The 14,493-nt window shown below is 59.7% G+C and carries 16 protein-coding genes and 1 riboswitch; of the genes, 8 read left to right on the top strand and 8 right to left on the bottom strand.

The window, feature by feature from the left end; translation table 11 throughout:
• Nucleotides 1-65: 65 nt before the first annotated feature.
• The gene (gene rhlE / locus ACOTXT_RS04000; protein WP_055321534.1) at nucleotides 66-1,445 is read right to left on the bottom strand and encodes an ATP-dependent RNA helicase RhlE; all 1,380 of its coding nucleotides are present in this window, start codon (nucleotides 1,443-1,445) and stop codon (nucleotides 66-68) included.
• 205 nt (nucleotides 1,446-1,650) lie between these two features.
• On the opposite strand from rhlE, the gene cecR reads away from it, so the two are divergent.
• Genes cecR through ACOTXT_RS03975 form a run of 5 tightly spaced genes read left to right on the top strand, consistent with a single transcriptional unit; the run spans nucleotide 1,651 to nucleotide 7,291 of the window.
• Nucleotides 1,651-2,328 carry a transcriptional regulator CecR gene (cecR, locus tag ACOTXT_RS03995; protein WP_023343624.1) on the top strand — a complete coding sequence of 226 codons (678 nt, stop codon included), beginning with the start codon at nucleotides 1,651-1,653 and terminating at the stop codon, nucleotides 2,326-2,328.
• Entirely contained in the window at nucleotides 2,325-3,320 is a 996-nt protein-coding gene (gene hlyD, locus ACOTXT_RS03990) for a secretion protein HlyD (protein WP_047745315.1), read from the top strand. The genes cecR and hlyD overlap by 4 nt, the downstream gene beginning before the upstream one ends.
• Nucleotides 3,313-5,052 (top strand): ATP-binding cassette domain-containing protein, encoded by a 1,740-nt coding sequence (locus ACOTXT_RS03985; protein ID WP_032663914.1) that lies wholly within the window; start codon nucleotides 3,313-3,315, stop codon nucleotides 5,050-5,052. The genes hlyD and ACOTXT_RS03985 overlap by 8 nt, the downstream gene beginning before the upstream one ends.
• Nucleotides 5,042-6,175: an ABC transporter permease gene (locus tag ACOTXT_RS03980; RefSeq protein WP_021240987.1), complete on the top strand. Its 1,134-nt coding sequence runs from the start codon at nucleotides 5,042-5,044 to the stop codon at nucleotides 6,173-6,175. Before ACOTXT_RS03985 ends, ACOTXT_RS03980 begins: the two co-directional genes overlap by 11 nt.
• A 9-nt stretch (nucleotides 6,176-6,184) precedes the next feature.
• Nucleotides 6,185-7,291, top strand: a complete 1,107-nt coding sequence (locus ACOTXT_RS03975; RefSeq protein ID WP_008501150.1) for an ABC transporter permease — start codon at nucleotides 6,185-6,187, stop codon at nucleotides 7,289-7,291.
• Here ACOTXT_RS03975 and ACOTXT_RS03970 read toward each other — a convergent pair.
• Nucleotides 7,253-7,663 (bottom strand): YbhQ family protein, encoded by a 411-nt coding sequence (locus ACOTXT_RS03970; RefSeq protein ID WP_008501149.1) that lies wholly within the window; start codon nucleotides 7,661-7,663, stop codon nucleotides 7,253-7,255. The two genes, ACOTXT_RS03975 and ACOTXT_RS03970, sit on opposite strands and share 39 nt — an antisense overlap.
• Nucleotides 7,664-7,796: 133 nt before the next feature.
• On the opposite strand from ACOTXT_RS03970, the gene ACOTXT_RS03965 reads away from it, so the two are divergent.
• Genes ACOTXT_RS03965 through ACOTXT_RS03955 form a run of 3 tightly spaced genes read left to right on the top strand, consistent with a single transcriptional unit; the run spans nucleotide 7,797 to nucleotide 10,755 of the window.
• Nucleotides 7,797-8,558: an endonuclease/exonuclease/phosphatase family protein gene (locus ACOTXT_RS03965; protein ID WP_008501148.1), complete on the top strand. Its 762-nt coding sequence runs from the start codon at nucleotides 7,797-7,799 to the stop codon at nucleotides 8,556-8,558.
• Nucleotides 8,555-9,793 (top strand): cardiolipin synthase ClsB, encoded by a 1,239-nt coding sequence (clsB, locus tag ACOTXT_RS03960; RefSeq protein ID WP_333163630.1) that lies wholly within the window; start codon nucleotides 8,555-8,557, stop codon nucleotides 9,791-9,793. The genes ACOTXT_RS03965 and clsB overlap by 4 nt, the downstream gene beginning before the upstream one ends.
• The gene (locus tag ACOTXT_RS03955) at nucleotides 9,793-10,755 is read left to right on the top strand and encodes a lysylphosphatidylglycerol synthase domain-containing protein (protein WP_008501146.1); all 963 of its coding nucleotides are present in this window, start codon (nucleotides 9,793-9,795) and stop codon (nucleotides 10,753-10,755) included. The genes clsB and ACOTXT_RS03955 overlap by 1 nt, the downstream gene beginning before the upstream one ends.
• An 88-nt stretch (nucleotides 10,756-10,843) precedes the next feature.
• On the opposite strand, the gene ACOTXT_RS03950 is transcribed toward ACOTXT_RS03955, so the two are convergent.
• From ACOTXT_RS03950 to moaA, 6 genes are all read right to left on the bottom strand, one after another.
• Nucleotides 10,844-11,551, bottom strand: a complete 708-nt coding sequence (locus ACOTXT_RS03950; protein ID WP_008501145.1) for a Bax inhibitor-1/YccA family protein — start codon at nucleotides 11,549-11,551, stop codon at nucleotides 10,844-10,846.
• A gap of 64 nt (nucleotides 11,552-11,615) precedes the next feature.
• A complete protein-coding gene (moaE, locus tag ACOTXT_RS03945; RefSeq protein WP_008501144.1) occupies nucleotides 11,616-12,068 on the bottom strand; it encodes a molybdopterin synthase catalytic subunit MoaE in 453 nt (150 codons plus the stop codon).
• Between the two features lies 1 nt (nucleotide 12,069).
• Nucleotides 12,070-12,315 (bottom strand): molybdopterin synthase sulfur carrier subunit, encoded by a 246-nt coding sequence (gene moaD / locus ACOTXT_RS03940; protein WP_023292961.1) that lies wholly within the window; start codon nucleotides 12,313-12,315, stop codon nucleotides 12,070-12,072.
• Nucleotides 12,308-12,793, bottom strand: a complete 486-nt coding sequence (gene moaC / locus ACOTXT_RS03935) for a cyclic pyranopterin monophosphate synthase MoaC (protein WP_008501142.1) — start codon at nucleotides 12,791-12,793, stop codon at nucleotides 12,308-12,310. Before moaC ends, moaD begins: the two co-directional genes overlap by 8 nt.
• 3 nt (nucleotides 12,794-12,796) lie before the next feature.
• Nucleotides 12,797-13,309, bottom strand: coding sequence for a molybdenum cofactor biosynthesis protein B (gene moaB, locus ACOTXT_RS03930; protein WP_023292963.1), 513 nt, complete (start codon nucleotides 13,307-13,309; stop codon nucleotides 12,797-12,799).
• Nucleotides 13,310-13,333: 24 nt separating this feature from the next.
• On the bottom strand, nucleotides 13,334-14,323 hold the full coding sequence (gene moaA / locus ACOTXT_RS03925) for a GTP 3',8-cyclase MoaA (protein ID WP_008501140.1): 990 nt from the start codon (nucleotides 14,321-14,323) through the stop codon (nucleotides 13,334-13,336).
• A riboswitch (molybdenum cofactor riboswitch) is annotated at nucleotides 14,311-14,445 on the bottom strand. It overlaps the preceding gene by 13 nt.
• Nucleotides 14,446-14,493: the final 48 nt, after the last annotated feature.

Raw genomic sequence — 14,493 nt, 5'->3', positions numbered from 1 at the left:
TATTGTGGCACTTTCTCTTCGCTGCCGCAAAAAGAAAAGCCCGGCTTTACGACCGGGCTTCCAGATTACTGCGGGTTAGCAGGCTTGCGCGGGCGGCGTCGGCGCTGCCCTTCCCCTGCCGGCTTGCCTTCGCCGCTGCGCCACGGATTGTCACCGGCCGGTTTGCTGTCGTTGCTACGACGCGGCGGTTTGCCCGCTGTCTTCGGCGCGCCACCTTCAGCACGGCGCGGCTGCTGGCCGCGACCACCGCCGCCCTGACCGCGACCGCCCTGACGACCGTTCTGAATCGGCTCGGCTTTGATCGACGGATCCACTTCATAGCCCGGGGTTTCGATGCGCGGGATCTCTTTCTTCAGCAGGCGTTCGATGTCGCGCAGCAGCTTGTGCTCGTCCACGCACACCAGAGAGAGCGCTTCACCGGTGGCCGCCGCACGACCGGTACGGCCGATACGGTGCACGTAGTCTTCCGGCACGTTTGGCAGCTCGTAGTTCACCACGTGCGGCAGCTCTTCAATGTCGAGGCCACGGGCGGCGATGTCGGTCGCCACCAGCACGCGGATGTCGCCAGACTTGAAGTCCGCCAGCGCACGGGTACGCGCCCCCTGGCTCTTGTTGCCGTGGATCGCCGCACTGCGGATGCCGTCTTTGTTCAGCTGTTCCGCCAGGTGGTTCGCGCCGTGCTTGGTGCGGGTAAAGACCAGCACCTGCTGCCAGTTACCCTGGCCGATCATCTGGGAGAGCAGTTCGCGCTTGCGCTTTTTATCCACAAAGTGAACGTGCTGCGTCACCTGCTCAGAGGCGGTGTTGCGGCGCGCCACTTCTACTTCCAGCGGGTTATGCAGCAGCTTTTCCGCCAGCGCCTTGATCTCGTCGGAGAAGGTCGCGGAGAAGAGCAGGTTCTGACGACGCGGCGGCAGCTTGGCCAGCACGCGGCGAATGTCGTGAATAAAGCCCATGTCGAGCATGCGGTCGGCTTCGTCCAGCACCAGAATTTCGATGTTATCCAGCTTAACCGCGTTCTGGTGTTCCAGATCCAGCAGACGGCCCGGCGTTGCTATGAGCACGTCCACGCCGCCGCGCAGCTTCATCATCTGCGGGTTGATGCTGACCCCGCCGAACACCACCAGCGAGCGAATGTTGAGATAGCGGCTGTAGTCACGCACGTTCTCACCAATCTGCGCGGCCAGCTCGCGGGTTGGGGTGAGGATCAGCGCACGAACCGGACGACGGCCTTTGGCGTGCGGCTGGTTTTTTACCAGCAGCTCTAACAGCGGCAACGTAAAGCCCGCGGTTTTACCGGTGCCGGTCTGGGCGCTGGCCATCAGGTCACGGCCCTGAAGAACGGCAGGAATAGCCTGTTGCTGGATTGGGGTTGGCTCAACGTAGCCCTGCTCTGCGATCGCGCGCAGAATTTCCGGGTTCAGGCCAAGGGAATCAAAAGACATAAAAACTCCGAACCGCCCCGACCATCACAGGTGTAGTTTTCAGGGAGATATAACAATTGAGAGGACAAAAACCACAATGTCGCGAAGGGGCGGAGTGTAGCAGCTTTTGTGACGTGGCGCATAAAATATCCCTCCGCGTTCCCTCGACGGGGATGCGAATCAGGCATAATCTTAATCAATCGATTGATTAATTTTTAATGCCGCCATGAATACAACTCCCACAACAACCAAAGGTGAACAGGCCAAAAACCAGCTTATTGCCGCCGCGCTGGCGCAGTTTGGCGAGTACGGGCTGCACGCGACCACGCGCGATATCGCCGCGCTGGCCGGGCAAAACATTGCGGCGATTACCTACTATTTTGGCTCAAAAGAGGATTTATATCTCGCCTGCGCCGAGTGGATTGCCGATTTTATCGGCACGCAGTTTCACCCGCACGTCGAGGAGGCCACCGCGCTGCTCGGCCAGCCGTCGCCCGATCGCGAGGCCATCCGCCAGCTGATCCTGAGTGCCTGCCACAACATGATCCGCGTGCTGACGCACGACGATACGCTCAACCTGAGCAAGTTTATCTCCCGCGAGCAGCTCTCCCCCACTGCCGCCTACCAGCGGGTACACGATCGGGTGATTGCCCCGATGCATACCCACCTGACCCGGCTGATCGCCGCCTATACCGGGCGGGATGCCGGCGATACCGCGACAATTTTGCATACCCACGCCCTGCTGGGTGAAATCCTTGCCTTCCGTCTGGGCCGGGAAACCATCCTGTTACGCACCGGCTGGACACAATTTGATGAGGATAAAGCCGCGCAGATCGGTGAGGTGATCGCCTGTCATCTCGATCTGATCCTGCAAGGCTTAACGCAAAGGAGCCTGAAGTCATGAAAAAACCTGTCGCCATCATTCTGGTGGTCATTGTTTTGCTTGCCGCGGGCGTCGGTGGATGGCTGTGGTATCAGAGCCATCAGGATAAAGGCCTGACGCTGTACGGTAACGTGGATATTCGCACGGTGAACATGAGCTTCCGCGTCGGCGGACGTCTCGCCTCGCTCAACGTGGACGAAGGCGATGCCATTAAAAGCGGGCAGACGCTGGGGATGCTGGACAAAGCGCCCTATGAAAACGCGCTGCTGCAGGCCAAAGCGGGCGTCTCCGTTGCGCAGGCGCAGTATGACCTGATGCTGGCCGGCTATCGCGACGAAGAGATCGCCCAGGCCGCTGCCGCCGTCAAACAGGCACAGGCGGCCTATGACTACGCGCAGAACTTCTACGCCCGCCAGCAGGGGCTGTGGAAAAGCCGCACCATTTCCGCAAATGACCTGGAAAATGCGCGCTCCTCCCGCGACCAGGCGCAGGCAACCCTGAAGTCCGCGCAGGATAAATTAAGCCAGTACCACACCGGTAACCGCCCGCAGGATATCGCCCAGGCGAAAGCCAGCCTTGAACAGGCGCAGGCCCAGCTGGCGCAGGCAGAGCTGGATCTGCACGACACCACGCTCATCGCACCGTCTGACGGCACGCTGATGACCCGCGCCGTCGAGCCGGGCAGCATGCTCAGCGCCGGAAGCACCGTTTTAACCCTGTCGCTCACCCGTCCGGTGTGGGTGCGCGCCTACATTGATGAGCCGAATCTCGGCCAGATGCAGCCGGGCCGCGAGCTGCTGCTCTATACCGACGGTCGCCCGGACAAGCCGTATCACGGCAAGGTGGGCTTTGTCTCCCCTACCGCCGAATTCACGCCGAAAACGGTAGAAACGCCGGACCTGCGTACCGACCTGGTGTATCGCCTGCGCATCATCGTGACCGATGCGGACGACGCCCTGCGCCAGGGCATGCCCGTCACCGTAAAAGTGAACAGCGGGGAACGACATGAATGACGCGGTTATTCAGCTCAACAGTCTGGTTAAACGCTTTAAGGGGATGGATAAGCCTGCGGTCGCGCCGCTGAACTGCACCATCCGGAAAGGCTACGTGACCGGGCTGGTCGGTCCGGACGGCGCGGGGAAAACCACGCTGATGCGGATGCTGGCGGGGTTGCTGAAGCCGGATGAAGGATCGGCCCGCGTGCTGGGCCTGGATCCGATAAAAGACGACGGCCCGCTCCACGCCATGCTCGGCTATATGCCGCAGAAGTTTGGCCTGTATGAAGACCTGACGGTGATGGAAAACCTGAACCTGTACGCCGACCTGCGCAGCGTCACCGGCGAAACCCGGGAGAAAACCTTCGCCCGCCTGCTGGAATTTACCTCGCTCGGCCCGTTCACCGACCGGCTGGCGGGCAAGCTCTCCGGCGGGATGAAGCAGAAGCTGGGGCTGGCCTGCACGCTGGTGGGCGAGCCGAAGGTGCTGCTGCTGGACGAGCCCGGCGTCGGCGTAGACCCGATTTCCCGCCGCGAGCTGTGGCAGATGGTGCACGAGCTGGCGGGCGACGGGATGCTGATCCTCTGGAGCACCTCCTACCTCGACGAAGCCGAGCAGTGCCGGGACGTGCTGCTGATGAACGAAGGCGAGCTGCTCTATCAGGGCGAGCCGACGACGCTGACGCAGAGCATGGCCGGGCGCAGCTTCCTGCTGCACAGCCCGCAGGCGTCCAACCGCTCGCTGCTGCAGCGGGTGCTCAGGTTGCCGCAGGTCAGCGACGGGATGATTCAGGGCCGCTCGGTGCGGGTCATCCTCAAAAAAGAGGCCACCGTCGACGATATTCGCCGGGCGCCTGGGATGCCGACGATTGAGATGGAAGAGACGGCGCCGCGTTTTGAAGATGCGTTCATCGACCTGCTGGGCGGCGCGGGGACCTCCGAGTCGCCGCTTGGGGCGATCCTGCACACGGTGGAAGGTACGCCGGGCGAAACGGTGATCGAAGCCAAATCCCTCACCAAAAAGTTCGGGGATTTCGCCGCCACTGACAACGTGAATTTTGCCGTGAAGCGCGGCGAGATTTTTGGCCTGCTCGGACCAAACGGCGCGGGAAAATCGACCACCTTTAAGATGATGTGTGGCCTGCTGGTGCCGACGTCCGGCAAGGCGCTGGTGCTGGATATGGATCTCAAAGTCAGCTCCGGCAAGGCGCGCCAGCACCTGGGCTATATGGCGCAGAAGTTCTCCCTGTACGGCAACCTGACGGTCGAGCAGAATCTGCGCTTTTTCTCCGGCGTGTACGGCCTGCGCGGACGGGCGCAGAACGAGAAAATCCGCCGCATGAGCGACGCCTTCGGGTTAACGACGATTGCTTCCCACGCCACCGACGAACTGCCGCTCGGCTTTAAGCAGCGGCTGGCGCTGGCCTGCTCGCTGATGCACGAGCCGGATATTCTGTTTCTGGACGAGCCGACCTCCGGCGTTGATCCCATTACCCGCCGCGAGTTCTGGCTGCATATCAACAGCATGGTGGAAAAAGGGGTAACCGTGATGGTGACCACCCACTTTATGGACGAGGCGGAGTACTGCGACCGCATCGGGCTGGTGTATCGCGGCAAGCTGATTGCCCACGGCACGCCGGACGACCTGAAAAACCAGGCCGCCGACGACGCGGTGCCGGACCCGACCATGGAGCAGGCGTTTATCACCCTCATCCACGACTGGGATAAGGAGAATGCCCATGCGCAGTAACGCCCTTTCCTGGCGCCGGGTTCGCGCGCTGTGCGTTAAAGAGACGCGGCAGATCGTGCGCGATCCCAGCAGCTGGCTGATTGCGGTGGTGATCCCCCTGCTGCTGCTGTTTATCTTTGGTTACGGCATTAACCTGGACTCCAGCAAGCTGCGGGTCGGGATTTTACTCGAACAGCAGAGCGAAGAGGCGCTGGACTTTACCCACGCCATGACCGGTTCGCCCTACATTGATGCCACCATCAGCGACAACCGCCAGGAGCTGATCCAGAAGATGCAGGCCGGGAAGATTCGCGGTCTGATCGTCATTCCGGTGGATTTTGCCGCCAACATGGCGCGGGCGAATACCGATGCGCCGATCCAGGTCATCACCGACGGCAGCGAGCCGAACACCGCGAACTTCGTGCAGGGCTACGCGGAGGGGATCTGGCAGCTCTGGCAAATGCAGCGCGCCGAAGACCGGGGTGAAGAATTTAAGCCGCTCATCGACGTGCAGACGCGCTACTGGTTTAACCCCGCCGCCATCAGCCAGCACTTTATTATTCCGGGCGCGGTGACGATTATTATGACGGTGATCGGCGCGATTCTGACCTCGCTGGTTATCGCCCGCGAGTGGGAGCGCGGCACCATGGAGGCGCTGCTTTCCACCGAAGTGACGCGCGTCGAGCTGCTGCTGTGCAAGCTTATTCCCTACTACTTCCTCGGCATGCTGGCGATGCTGCTCTGCATGCTGGTATCCGTCTTTATCCTCGGCGTGCCGTATCGCGGCTCGCTGGTGGTGCTGTTCTTTATCACCAGCCTGTTTTTACTCAGCACGCTGGGGATGGGGCTGCTCATCTCCACCATCACCCGCAACCAGTTTAACGCCGCGCAGGTGGCGCTGAACGCCGCTTTCCTGCCGTCGATTATGCTGTCCGGGTTTATCTTCCAGATAGACAGCATGCCTGCCGTCATCCGCGCCGTGACCTACATTATCCCGGCGCGCTACTTCGTGAGCACGCTGCAAAGCCTGTTCCTGGCGGGGAATATTCCGGTAGTGCTGATTATCAACACGCTGTTTTTAATGGCGTCGGCGGTGATGTTTATCGGGTTGACGTGGATGAAAACCAAACGGCGGTTAGATTAAGGAGCGCGCATGTTTCACCGTTTATGGACGTTAATACGCAAAGAGCTGCAATCCCTGCTGCGCGAGCCGCAAACCCGCGCCATTCTGGTGTTGCCGGTGCTGATCCAGGTTTTACTGTTCCCGTTTGCCGCCACCCTTGAGGTGACCAACGCCACCATTGCCATTTACAACGAAGACAACGGCAAACATTCCGTCGAGCTGACGCAGCGCTTTGCGCGTGCGAAAGCCTTTACCCACATCCTGCTGCTGAAAAGCCCGCAGGACATTCAGCCCACCATCGACACGCAAAAAGCGCTGCTGCTGGTGCGCTTCCCGGCGGATTTCTCCCGCAATCTGGATACCTTCCAGACCGCGCCGATGCAGCTGATCCTCGACGGGCGCAACTCCAACAGCGCCCAGATCGCGGCCAACTACCTCCAGCAGGTGGTGAAGGATTACCAGCAGGAGCTGATGGACGGCAAACCGAAGCCCAACAACAGCGAACTGGTGGTGCGCAACTGGTATAACCCGAATCTGGACTACAAGTGGTTTGTGGTGCCGTCGCTGATCGCCATGATCACCACCATCGGGGTGATGATTGTGACCTCTCTCTCCGTCGCCCGCGAGCGCGAACAGGGCACGCTGGATCAGCTGCTGGTCTCCCCGCTCGCCACCTGGCAAATTTTCGTCGGCAAAGCGGTGCCGGCGCTAATTGTCGCCACCTTCCAGGCCACCATCGTGCTGGGGGTGGGAATTTGGGCCTACCAGATCCCGTTCGCCGGATCGCTGGCGCTGTTTTACTTCACGATGGTGATTTACGGGCTGTCGCTGGTGGGGTTTGGGCTGCTGATTTCCGCACTCTGCTCGACGCAGCAGCAGGCGTTTATCGGGGTATTCGTCTTTATGATGCCCGCGATCCTGCTCTCCGGGTACGTCTCGCCGGTTGAGAATATGCCGGTGTGGCTCCAGGATCTGACGTGGATAAACCCGATACGCCACTTTACGGATATCACCAAGCAGATCTATCTGAAGGATGCGAGTCTGGATATTGTCTGGGGAAGTTTGTGGCCGCTACTGGTCATCGCGGCCACGACAGGCTCAGTGGCCTATGCGATGTTTAGACGCAACATCGCGTAGCTTTTTCTCTTTGGTCAGCAACGAGACCACCGCAGGCCCTGCGAGGATGGCCAGACCCGCCAGGGCCAGCAGCAGGTTGTTTTGCAGCACGCGTGACAGCAGCCACAGAACAATCATCGCCGCACCAAAGTACCAGGTGGTGGTGAGCTCTTCGAGCACGTCACCCACCTCGCGCCAGCGCGCGTCATGGTGGCGCTGCAAGAACAGCATCGACAGCACGGTGACGCCGTAAAGGACGCATAGCCCCAGGCCAACACGTACCAGCGTGCCGCTCATCCAGCCCATCACCAGTACGGCCACGACCAGTAAATGCAACATTATCTGCCAGCAACTCAGGCCAGTTGCGACACGAACACGTTGTTGCCACTTCATGGCTTCTCTCCTGAAGGATTTTTCTCTGCTTAATCAGACTACCGCACTTTACGGAAAATTCCGTAACGCCGCATCTTTTTGTGACGACGACTACACTTTATTTTCATCGGGATAGTCACTCAGGAAGGAGCTTATGACGAAAAAAATGCAGCATTTCTCGCTTAAAGTGCTGACGATAAACATTCATAAGGGCTTCACAGCATTTAACCGCCGCTTCATTTTACCGGAGCTGCGCGACGCGGTGCGCACCGTCAGCGCGGATATTGTCTGCCTGCAGGAGGTGATGGGCGCGCACGAAGTACATCCGCTTCACTTTGAGAACTGGCCCGACACGCCGCACTATGAATTTCTGGCCGACACCATGTGGAGCGATTACGCCTACGGCCGCAACGCGGTCTATCCTGAAGGTCATCACGGCAACGCGGTGCTGTCGCGTTATCCCATTGAACATTATGAAAACCGCGACGTTTCCGTCGGGGAGAGCGAAAAACGCGGCCTGCTCTACTGCCGCATTACCCCGCCCGACCTTGAGCTGCCCATCCACGTCGGCTGCGTTCATCTGGGCCTGCGCGAAGCCCATCGTCAGGCGCAGCTGAAAATGCTGGCCGAATGGGCCAACGCGCTGCCTGACGGTGAACCTGTTGTCGTGGCAGGCGATTTCAACGACTGGCGCCAGCGGGCAAACCATCCGTTGAAGGTGGATGCCGGGCTGGAGGAGATCTTCACCCGGGCGAACGGCAGGCCTGCGCGCACGTTCCCGGTCCGTTTCCCGCTGCTGCGGCTTGACCGCATCTACGTGAAAAATGCCCACGCCAGCAGCCCGACCGCCCTGGCGCTTCTCAACTGGCGGCATCTTTCCGACCATGCCCCGCTCAGCGCGGAGATCCACTTATGAAATGTTCCTGGCAGGAAGGCAACCGGATCACGCTGCTGGTCAACGGGGACGAGTATTACCCGGCCGTGTTTAAGGCAATTGATAACGCCCAGCAGAAAGTGATCCTCGAAACCTTTATCTGGTTCGAAGACAACGTCGGCAAGCAGCTGCACAGCGTGCTCCTGCGCGCCGCACAGCGCGGCGTCAAAATTGAAGTACTGCTGGATGGCTACGGCTCGCCGGACCTCAGCGATGCGTTCGTCAATGAACTGACCGCCGCAGGCGTGGTATTCTGCTACTACGATCCCGGCCCTCGCCTGTTCGGCATGCGGACCAACCTTTTCCGCCGAATGCACCGCAAAATTGTGGTGGTGGATGAGACGGTGGCGTTTGTCGGCGGCATTAACTACTCGGCGGAACATATGTCCGACTACGGCCCGGAAGCGAAGCAGGATTACGCCATTCGCATTGAAGGCCCGGTAGTGCAGGATATCTTGCTGTTTGAGCTGGAGAACCTGCCGGGGAAAGAGGCCGTACGCCGCTGGTGGCGACGCCGCCATCGCCCGGAAGAGAACCGGAAGCCCGGCGAAGCGCAGGCGCTTTTCGTCTGGCGCGACAACGGCGAGCACCGGGACGACATTGAACGCCACTACCTTAAGATGCTCGCCAACGCGAAGCGCGAAGTGATTATTGCTAACGCCTACTTTTTCCCGGGCTATCGCCTGCTGCATGCCATGCGCAATGCTGCAAGACGCGGCGTGCGCGTGAAGCTGATCGTGCAAGGTGAGCCGGATATGCCGATCGTCAAAGTCGGGGCGCGGCTGCTGTACAACTACCTGGTGAAGGGCGGCGTCCAGATCTACGAATACCGCCGTCGACCGCTGCACGGCAAAGTCGCGCTGATGGACGATCACTGGGCCACCGTGGGCTCCAGCAACCTCGATCCGCTGAGCCTGTCGCTTAACCTTGAAGCCAACCTGATCATTCACGACCGCCAGTTTAACCAGACCCTGCGGGATAACCTGCAGGCGTTGATCGTTAACGACTGCGTGCGCGTGGATGAGTCTATGGTTCCCAAACGCACCTGGTGGAACCTGGGCATCAGCGTGGTGGTGTTCCACTTCCTGCGGCATTTCCCGGCGATGGTCGGCTGGCTGCCGGCGCATACGCCGAAGCTAGCGCAGGTGGACCCGCCGGTACAACCCGAAATGGAAACCCAGGACCGCATAGAAGCGGAAGACGGAGGCAAACCCTGATGTCAAAATCGCATCCACGCTGGCGACTGGCAAAAAAGATCCTCACCTGGGTGTTTTTTATTGCCGTCGCGGTGCTGCTGGTGGTCTACGCGCAGAAAGTGGACTGGGAAGAGGTGTGGAAGGTCATCCGCAACTATAACCGGATGGTGCTGCTGGGCGCGACGGGGCTGGTTATCGTGAGCTACCTGATGTACGGCTGCTATGATCTACTGGGTCGGGCCTACTGCGGCCACAAGCTGGCCAAACGTCAGGTGATGCTGGTGTCGTTTATCTGCTACGCCTTTAACCTGACGCTGAGCACCTGGGTCGGGGGGATAGGCATGCGCTATCGCCTCTACTCGCGGCTCGGCCTGCCGGGCGGGACCATCACGCGCATTTTTTCCCTGAGCATTACCACCAACTGGCTGGGCTATATTCTGCTCGGCGGGGTGATCTTCACCATCGGCGTGGTGCAGCTGCCCGCGCACTGGTATATCGACGAGGCCACGCTGCGCATTCTGGGCATCGTGCTGCTGCTGATTATCGCCGTTTATCTCTGGGCCTGCGCGTTTGCAAAGCGCCGCCATATGACCATCAAAGGGCAAAAGCTGGTCCTGCCCTCGTGGAAGTTTGCGGTGCTGCAGATGGCGGTCTCCAGCGCCAACTGGATGGCCATGGGGGCCATCATCTGGCTGCTGATTGGCGAGGACGTCAATTACTTCTTCGTGCTGGGCGTGCTGCTGGTGAGCAGCATTGCCGGGGTGATTGTGCACATTCCGGCGGGGATCGGCGTGCTGGAGGCGGTGTTTATTGCCCTGCTGGCCGGGGAGCATGTTTCTCAGGGAACGATTATCGCCGCCCTGCTGGCGTACAGGATGCTGTATTACTTCCTGCCGCTGGCGCTGGCAACGGTCTGCTATCTGGTGCTGGAAAGTCGGGCGAAAAAGCTGCGGGCGAAGAATGAGAGGATGCTAGCGAAGTGAATTGTGGGGGTGTGGTGGTCCCGTTCCCCGCCCTCCGTTCGGCGCAGCGTAGGCCGGGTCAGGCGAAGCCGCCACCCGGCAAACAACCTTAGCGACGGTTGCCTAAAATCCGCAGCAGCATCAGGAACAGGTTGATGAAGTCAAGATAGAGCGTCAGCGCGCCCAGAATCGAATATTTGCGCAGGTTTGAACTGTCGCGCACGTCGATCTGCTCACCGATGTTTTTCAGCTTCTGCGTGTCATAAGCCGTCAACCCGACGAAGAGCACCACCCCGATGTAGGTCACGGCCCACATCAGCGCGTCGCTCTTCAGCCACAGGTTCACCAGCGACGCCAGCACAATCCCGATCAGCCCCATAAACAGCATGCTGCCGAAACCGCTCAGATCGCGCTTCGTGGTGTAGCCGTACAGGCTCATCGCACCAAACATCCCGCCGGTGACCACGAAGGTGCTGGCGATGGATGAGTAGGTGTAAACGATGAAAATACTGGAAAGCGTCAGCCCCGTTAGCGCCGAATAGAGCATAAACAGGGTCGTTGCCATGCCGGCACTTAGCTTGTGCACCAGACCCGAAAGCACAAACACCAGCGCCAGCTGCGCAATAATCAGCCCAAAGAAGGTGATTTTGCTGGAGAAAATAAACATCATCAGCTCCGGCGTATTCGCCGCATACCACGCGATAAACGCGGTAAGCAGCAGGCCAACCGTCATCCAGCCGTACACCTGAGCCATATACGTCTGCAGGCCGCTACGGGTCTGCTGCACTATTGAATCGGAACGCGGAAATCGGTCCATGATTCACTCCTGATTAAGATTAAGTAGACACACTCGTTAAGAGTAACACATCCACGTAAACCGACTACCAACGGCTGGCGGCCTGTTTATCGCTATCGCGAGATTCTACCCAGCGATCGCCTTCCGGCGTGGCTTCGCGCTTCCAGAACGGGGCTTTGGTTTTGAGGTAATCCATAATGAACTCCCCTGCCGCAAACGCGCTGCCGCGGTGCGCGCTGGTCACCCCGACAAAGACAATCTCCTCGCCGGGCCACATCTCGCCGATACGGTGAATCACCGTGACGCGTCCGAGCGGCCAGCGGCCTCGCGCCTCGACCACTATCTCCGCCAGCGATTTTTCGGTCATGCCGGGATAGTGCTCCAGCGTCAGCGCCTTCACGCTGTCACCGAGGTTGTGATTGCGCACTTTGCCGGTAAAGGTCACGACCGCACCGTCTTCGTCGCGTTCCGCCAGCCAGCTGTATTCTGTCCCAACGTTAAAGCGCTCAGGGCCAACCAGAATGCGGGTTTCACTCATATTAGCCCCCTGTGACCGGCGGGAAGAAGGCCACTTCATCGCCTTCCTTCAGCGGATGAGTGAACTCCACCAGCGTCTGGTTAACGGCGGCCAGCAGTTTGCCTTCGTCGAGCGCCAGCGCCCAGCGGTCGCTCTGTGCCGCCAGATGCGCACGCAGGGCCGCAACGTTGTCAAAAGACGCATCCAGCGTCAGGCTGTCGGTATTCACCAGCTCGCGCACCTGCGCAAAAAAGAGCACCTTAATCATGGCTGTCCACCTTAAAATCTCCGGATTTGCCGCCGCTTTTTGCCAGCAGGCGAACCGGGCCAATCACCATGTCTTTCTGCACCGCTTTGCACATGTCGTAGATGGTCAGCGCGGCCACGGACGCTGCCGTCAGCGCCTCCATCTCCACGCCGGTTTTGCCGGTTAAGCGGCACAGCGATTCAATGCGCACGCGATTGTGCTCCGGCTGCGCCTGCAGGTTTACCTCCACCTTGCTCAGCATCAGCGGATGGCACAGCGGAATTAAGTCCCAGGTGCGCTTGGCGGCCTGAATACCGGCGATGCGGGCGGTCGCAAAGACATCACCCTTGTGATGGCTGCCGTCGATGATCATCGCCAGCGTTTCCGGCAGCATGGTGACGAACGCTTCGGCGCGCGCTTCGCGCACCGTTTCCGCTTTGGCAGAGACGTCCACCATATGCGCTTCGCCAGCGGCGTTAATGTGGGTCAGTTGTGACATAGCTTATTTCTTTAAATGGGGATGGAAATTACACGGACGGGTACGGGCATCCAGCTGCGGGGCGATGATGTTTTCCCACGCGGTGCGGCAGGCTTTGGTCGAGCCCGGCATGGCGAAAATCAGGGTGTTGTTCGCCACCCCGGCAACGGCGCGCGACTGCAGCGTGGAGGTGCCAATCTCTTCAAAGGAGAGCATGCGGAACACCTCGCCGAAGCCTTCCACCTCGCGGTCGAACAGCGGGATCAGCGCTTCAGGCGCCTGATCGCCTGCGGTAAAGCCGGTGCCGCCGGTGATCAGCACCACCTGCACCTCATCGCTGGCGATCCACTGAGAGACCTGCGCGCGAATGGCGTAGCGGTTCTCCTTCACGATCGCTTTATCGACGATGTGATGTCCCGCGTCATGGGCCGCCTCGCGCAGCCAGTGGCCGGAGGTATCATCCTCTTCGCCACGGCGATCGGAAACGGTAAGGATAGCAATGCGTGTCGGGATAAATTCTGCGCTTACCTGACTCATCTTCTGATTCCTTCTTAAGCCTGATTACCCGCCGATGTAAGACAGGTTCTGAGTAATGCCGGTATTGCCCTGATGCAGGAAGTGGGTCTGTTTTTTATGCGTCAGCGCTTCAGAAATGCGCGCTTCAAGTGCCTCCTGCTGGGCATCGTCTGCCAGCAGATCGCGCAGGTCCACGCCGCCGTCCCCGAACAGGCAGAGATGGAGTTTGCCGACGGAAGAGACGCGCAGGCGGTTGCAGCTGGCGCAGAAGTCTTTCTCGTAAGGCATGATAAGCCCGATCTCGCCTTCGTAATCAGGATGGCAGAAGACCTGCGCCGGGCCGTCGCTGCGCTGGCGGATCTGGTGGATCCAGCCGCGTTTCAGCAGCGCGTCGCGCAGGACCATGCCGGAGATGTGATGACGACGGAACAGCTCGCTGCCCTCGCCGGTTTCCATCAGCTCAATAAAGCGCAGCTGAATGGGGCGGGATTTGATCCAGGCGAGGAAGGTGTCCAGCTGATGGTGGTTGACGTCGCGCATCAGCACCGTATTGACTTTGACCTTCTCGAACCCGGCGCTGAACGCCGCGTCGATGCCGTCCATCACCTGGCGGAATTTATCCTGGCCGGTAATGGCGTGAAACTGGCGGGCGTCGAGACTGTCCACGCTGACGTTAATGGCGGTTAAGCCCGCATCGCGCCAGGTGGCCACGTCGCGCGCCATGCGGTAACCGTTGGTGGTCACGGCAATCTGGCGAATGCGGTCGTTTTCACGCACGGCAGCAATGATGTCCGGGAAATCACGGCGCAGAGAGGGTTCACCGCCGGTCAGACGCACTTTTTCGGTGCCGAGCTCAGAGAAGGCGCGCGTGACGCGGCGCACTTCATCCACGGAGAGAAAGCCGTTATTGGTGACGCTGCCCGGTTTGTAGCCGTCGGGCAGGCAGTAGGTGCAACGGAAGTTGCACACATCGGTAATCGACAGACGTAAGTAATAAAACTTACGCGCGAAAGCATCAGTAAGTTGTGAAGCCATGTACACCTTTCCAGATACGGGAGGCACAGTCATTTCTTTCTGTACCCTGGTGGCAAATTCGCCACGGCCAGAGCGCCATATCTTTCGACACAGGCACAAGGGCTAGAGTGTATGTTTTCAGTGTTGAAAACGTGGTTAAGGCGATAGTAGCGCGGAAAGTCTGACAGCGC

It is taken from the genome of Enterobacter cloacae complex sp. IR5422 (assembly GCF_049238165.1).
Classification (GTDB): Bacteria; Pseudomonadota; Gammaproteobacteria; order Enterobacterales; family Enterobacteriaceae; genus Enterobacter; species Enterobacter roggenkampii.
This window is presented reverse-complemented; position numbering and strand designations above follow the sequence as displayed.

Excerpts from the sequence above, each read along its gene's own strand:
- rhlE (WP_055321534.1), bottom strand. The coding sequence starts at position 1,445 with ATGTCTTTTGATTCCCTTGGCCTGAACCCGGAAATTCTGCGCGCGATC.
- cecR (WP_023343624.1), top strand. The coding sequence starts at position 1,651 with ATGAATACAACTCCCACAACAACCAAAGGTGAACAGGCCAAAAACCAG.
- hlyD (WP_047745315.1), top strand. The coding sequence starts at position 2,325 with ATGAAAAAACCTGTCGCCATCATTCTGGTGGTCATTGTTTTGCTTGCC.
- ACOTXT_RS03985 (WP_032663914.1), top strand. The coding sequence starts at position 3,313 with ATGAATGACGCGGTTATTCAGCTCAACAGTCTGGTTAAACGCTTTAAG.
- ACOTXT_RS03980 (WP_021240987.1), top strand. The coding sequence starts at position 5,042 with ATGCGCAGTAACGCCCTTTCCTGGCGCCGGGTTCGCGCGCTGTGCGTT.
- ACOTXT_RS03975 (WP_008501150.1), top strand. The coding sequence starts at position 6,185 with ATGTTTCACCGTTTATGGACGTTAATACGCAAAGAGCTGCAATCCCTG.
- ACOTXT_RS03970 (WP_008501149.1), bottom strand. The coding sequence starts at position 7,663 with ATGAAGTGGCAACAACGTGTTCGTGTCGCAACTGGCCTGAGTTGCTGG.
- ACOTXT_RS03965 (WP_008501148.1), top strand. The coding sequence starts at position 7,797 with ATGACGAAAAAAATGCAGCATTTCTCGCTTAAAGTGCTGACGATAAAC.
- clsB (WP_333163630.1), top strand. The coding sequence starts at position 8,555 with ATGAAATGTTCCTGGCAGGAAGGCAACCGGATCACGCTGCTGGTCAAC.
- ACOTXT_RS03955 (WP_008501146.1), top strand. The coding sequence starts at position 9,793 with ATGTCAAAATCGCATCCACGCTGGCGACTGGCAAAAAAGATCCTCACC.
- ACOTXT_RS03950 (WP_008501145.1), bottom strand. The coding sequence starts at position 11,551 with ATGGACCGATTTCCGCGTTCCGATTCAATAGTGCAGCAGACCCGTAGC.
- moaE (WP_008501144.1), bottom strand. The coding sequence starts at position 12,068 with ATGAGTGAAACCCGCATTCTGGTTGGCCCTGAGCGCTTTAACGTTGGG.
- moaD (WP_023292961.1), bottom strand. The coding sequence starts at position 12,315 with ATGATTAAGGTGCTCTTTTTTGCGCAGGTGCGCGAGCTGGTGAATACC.
- moaC (WP_008501142.1), bottom strand. The coding sequence starts at position 12,793 with ATGTCACAACTGACCCACATTAACGCCGCTGGCGAAGCGCATATGGTG.
- moaB (WP_023292963.1), bottom strand. The coding sequence starts at position 13,309 with ATGAGTCAGGTAAGCGCAGAATTTATCCCGACACGCATTGCTATCCTT.
- moaA (WP_008501140.1), bottom strand. The coding sequence starts at position 14,323 with ATGGCTTCACAACTTACTGATGCTTTCGCGCGTAAGTTTTATTACTTA.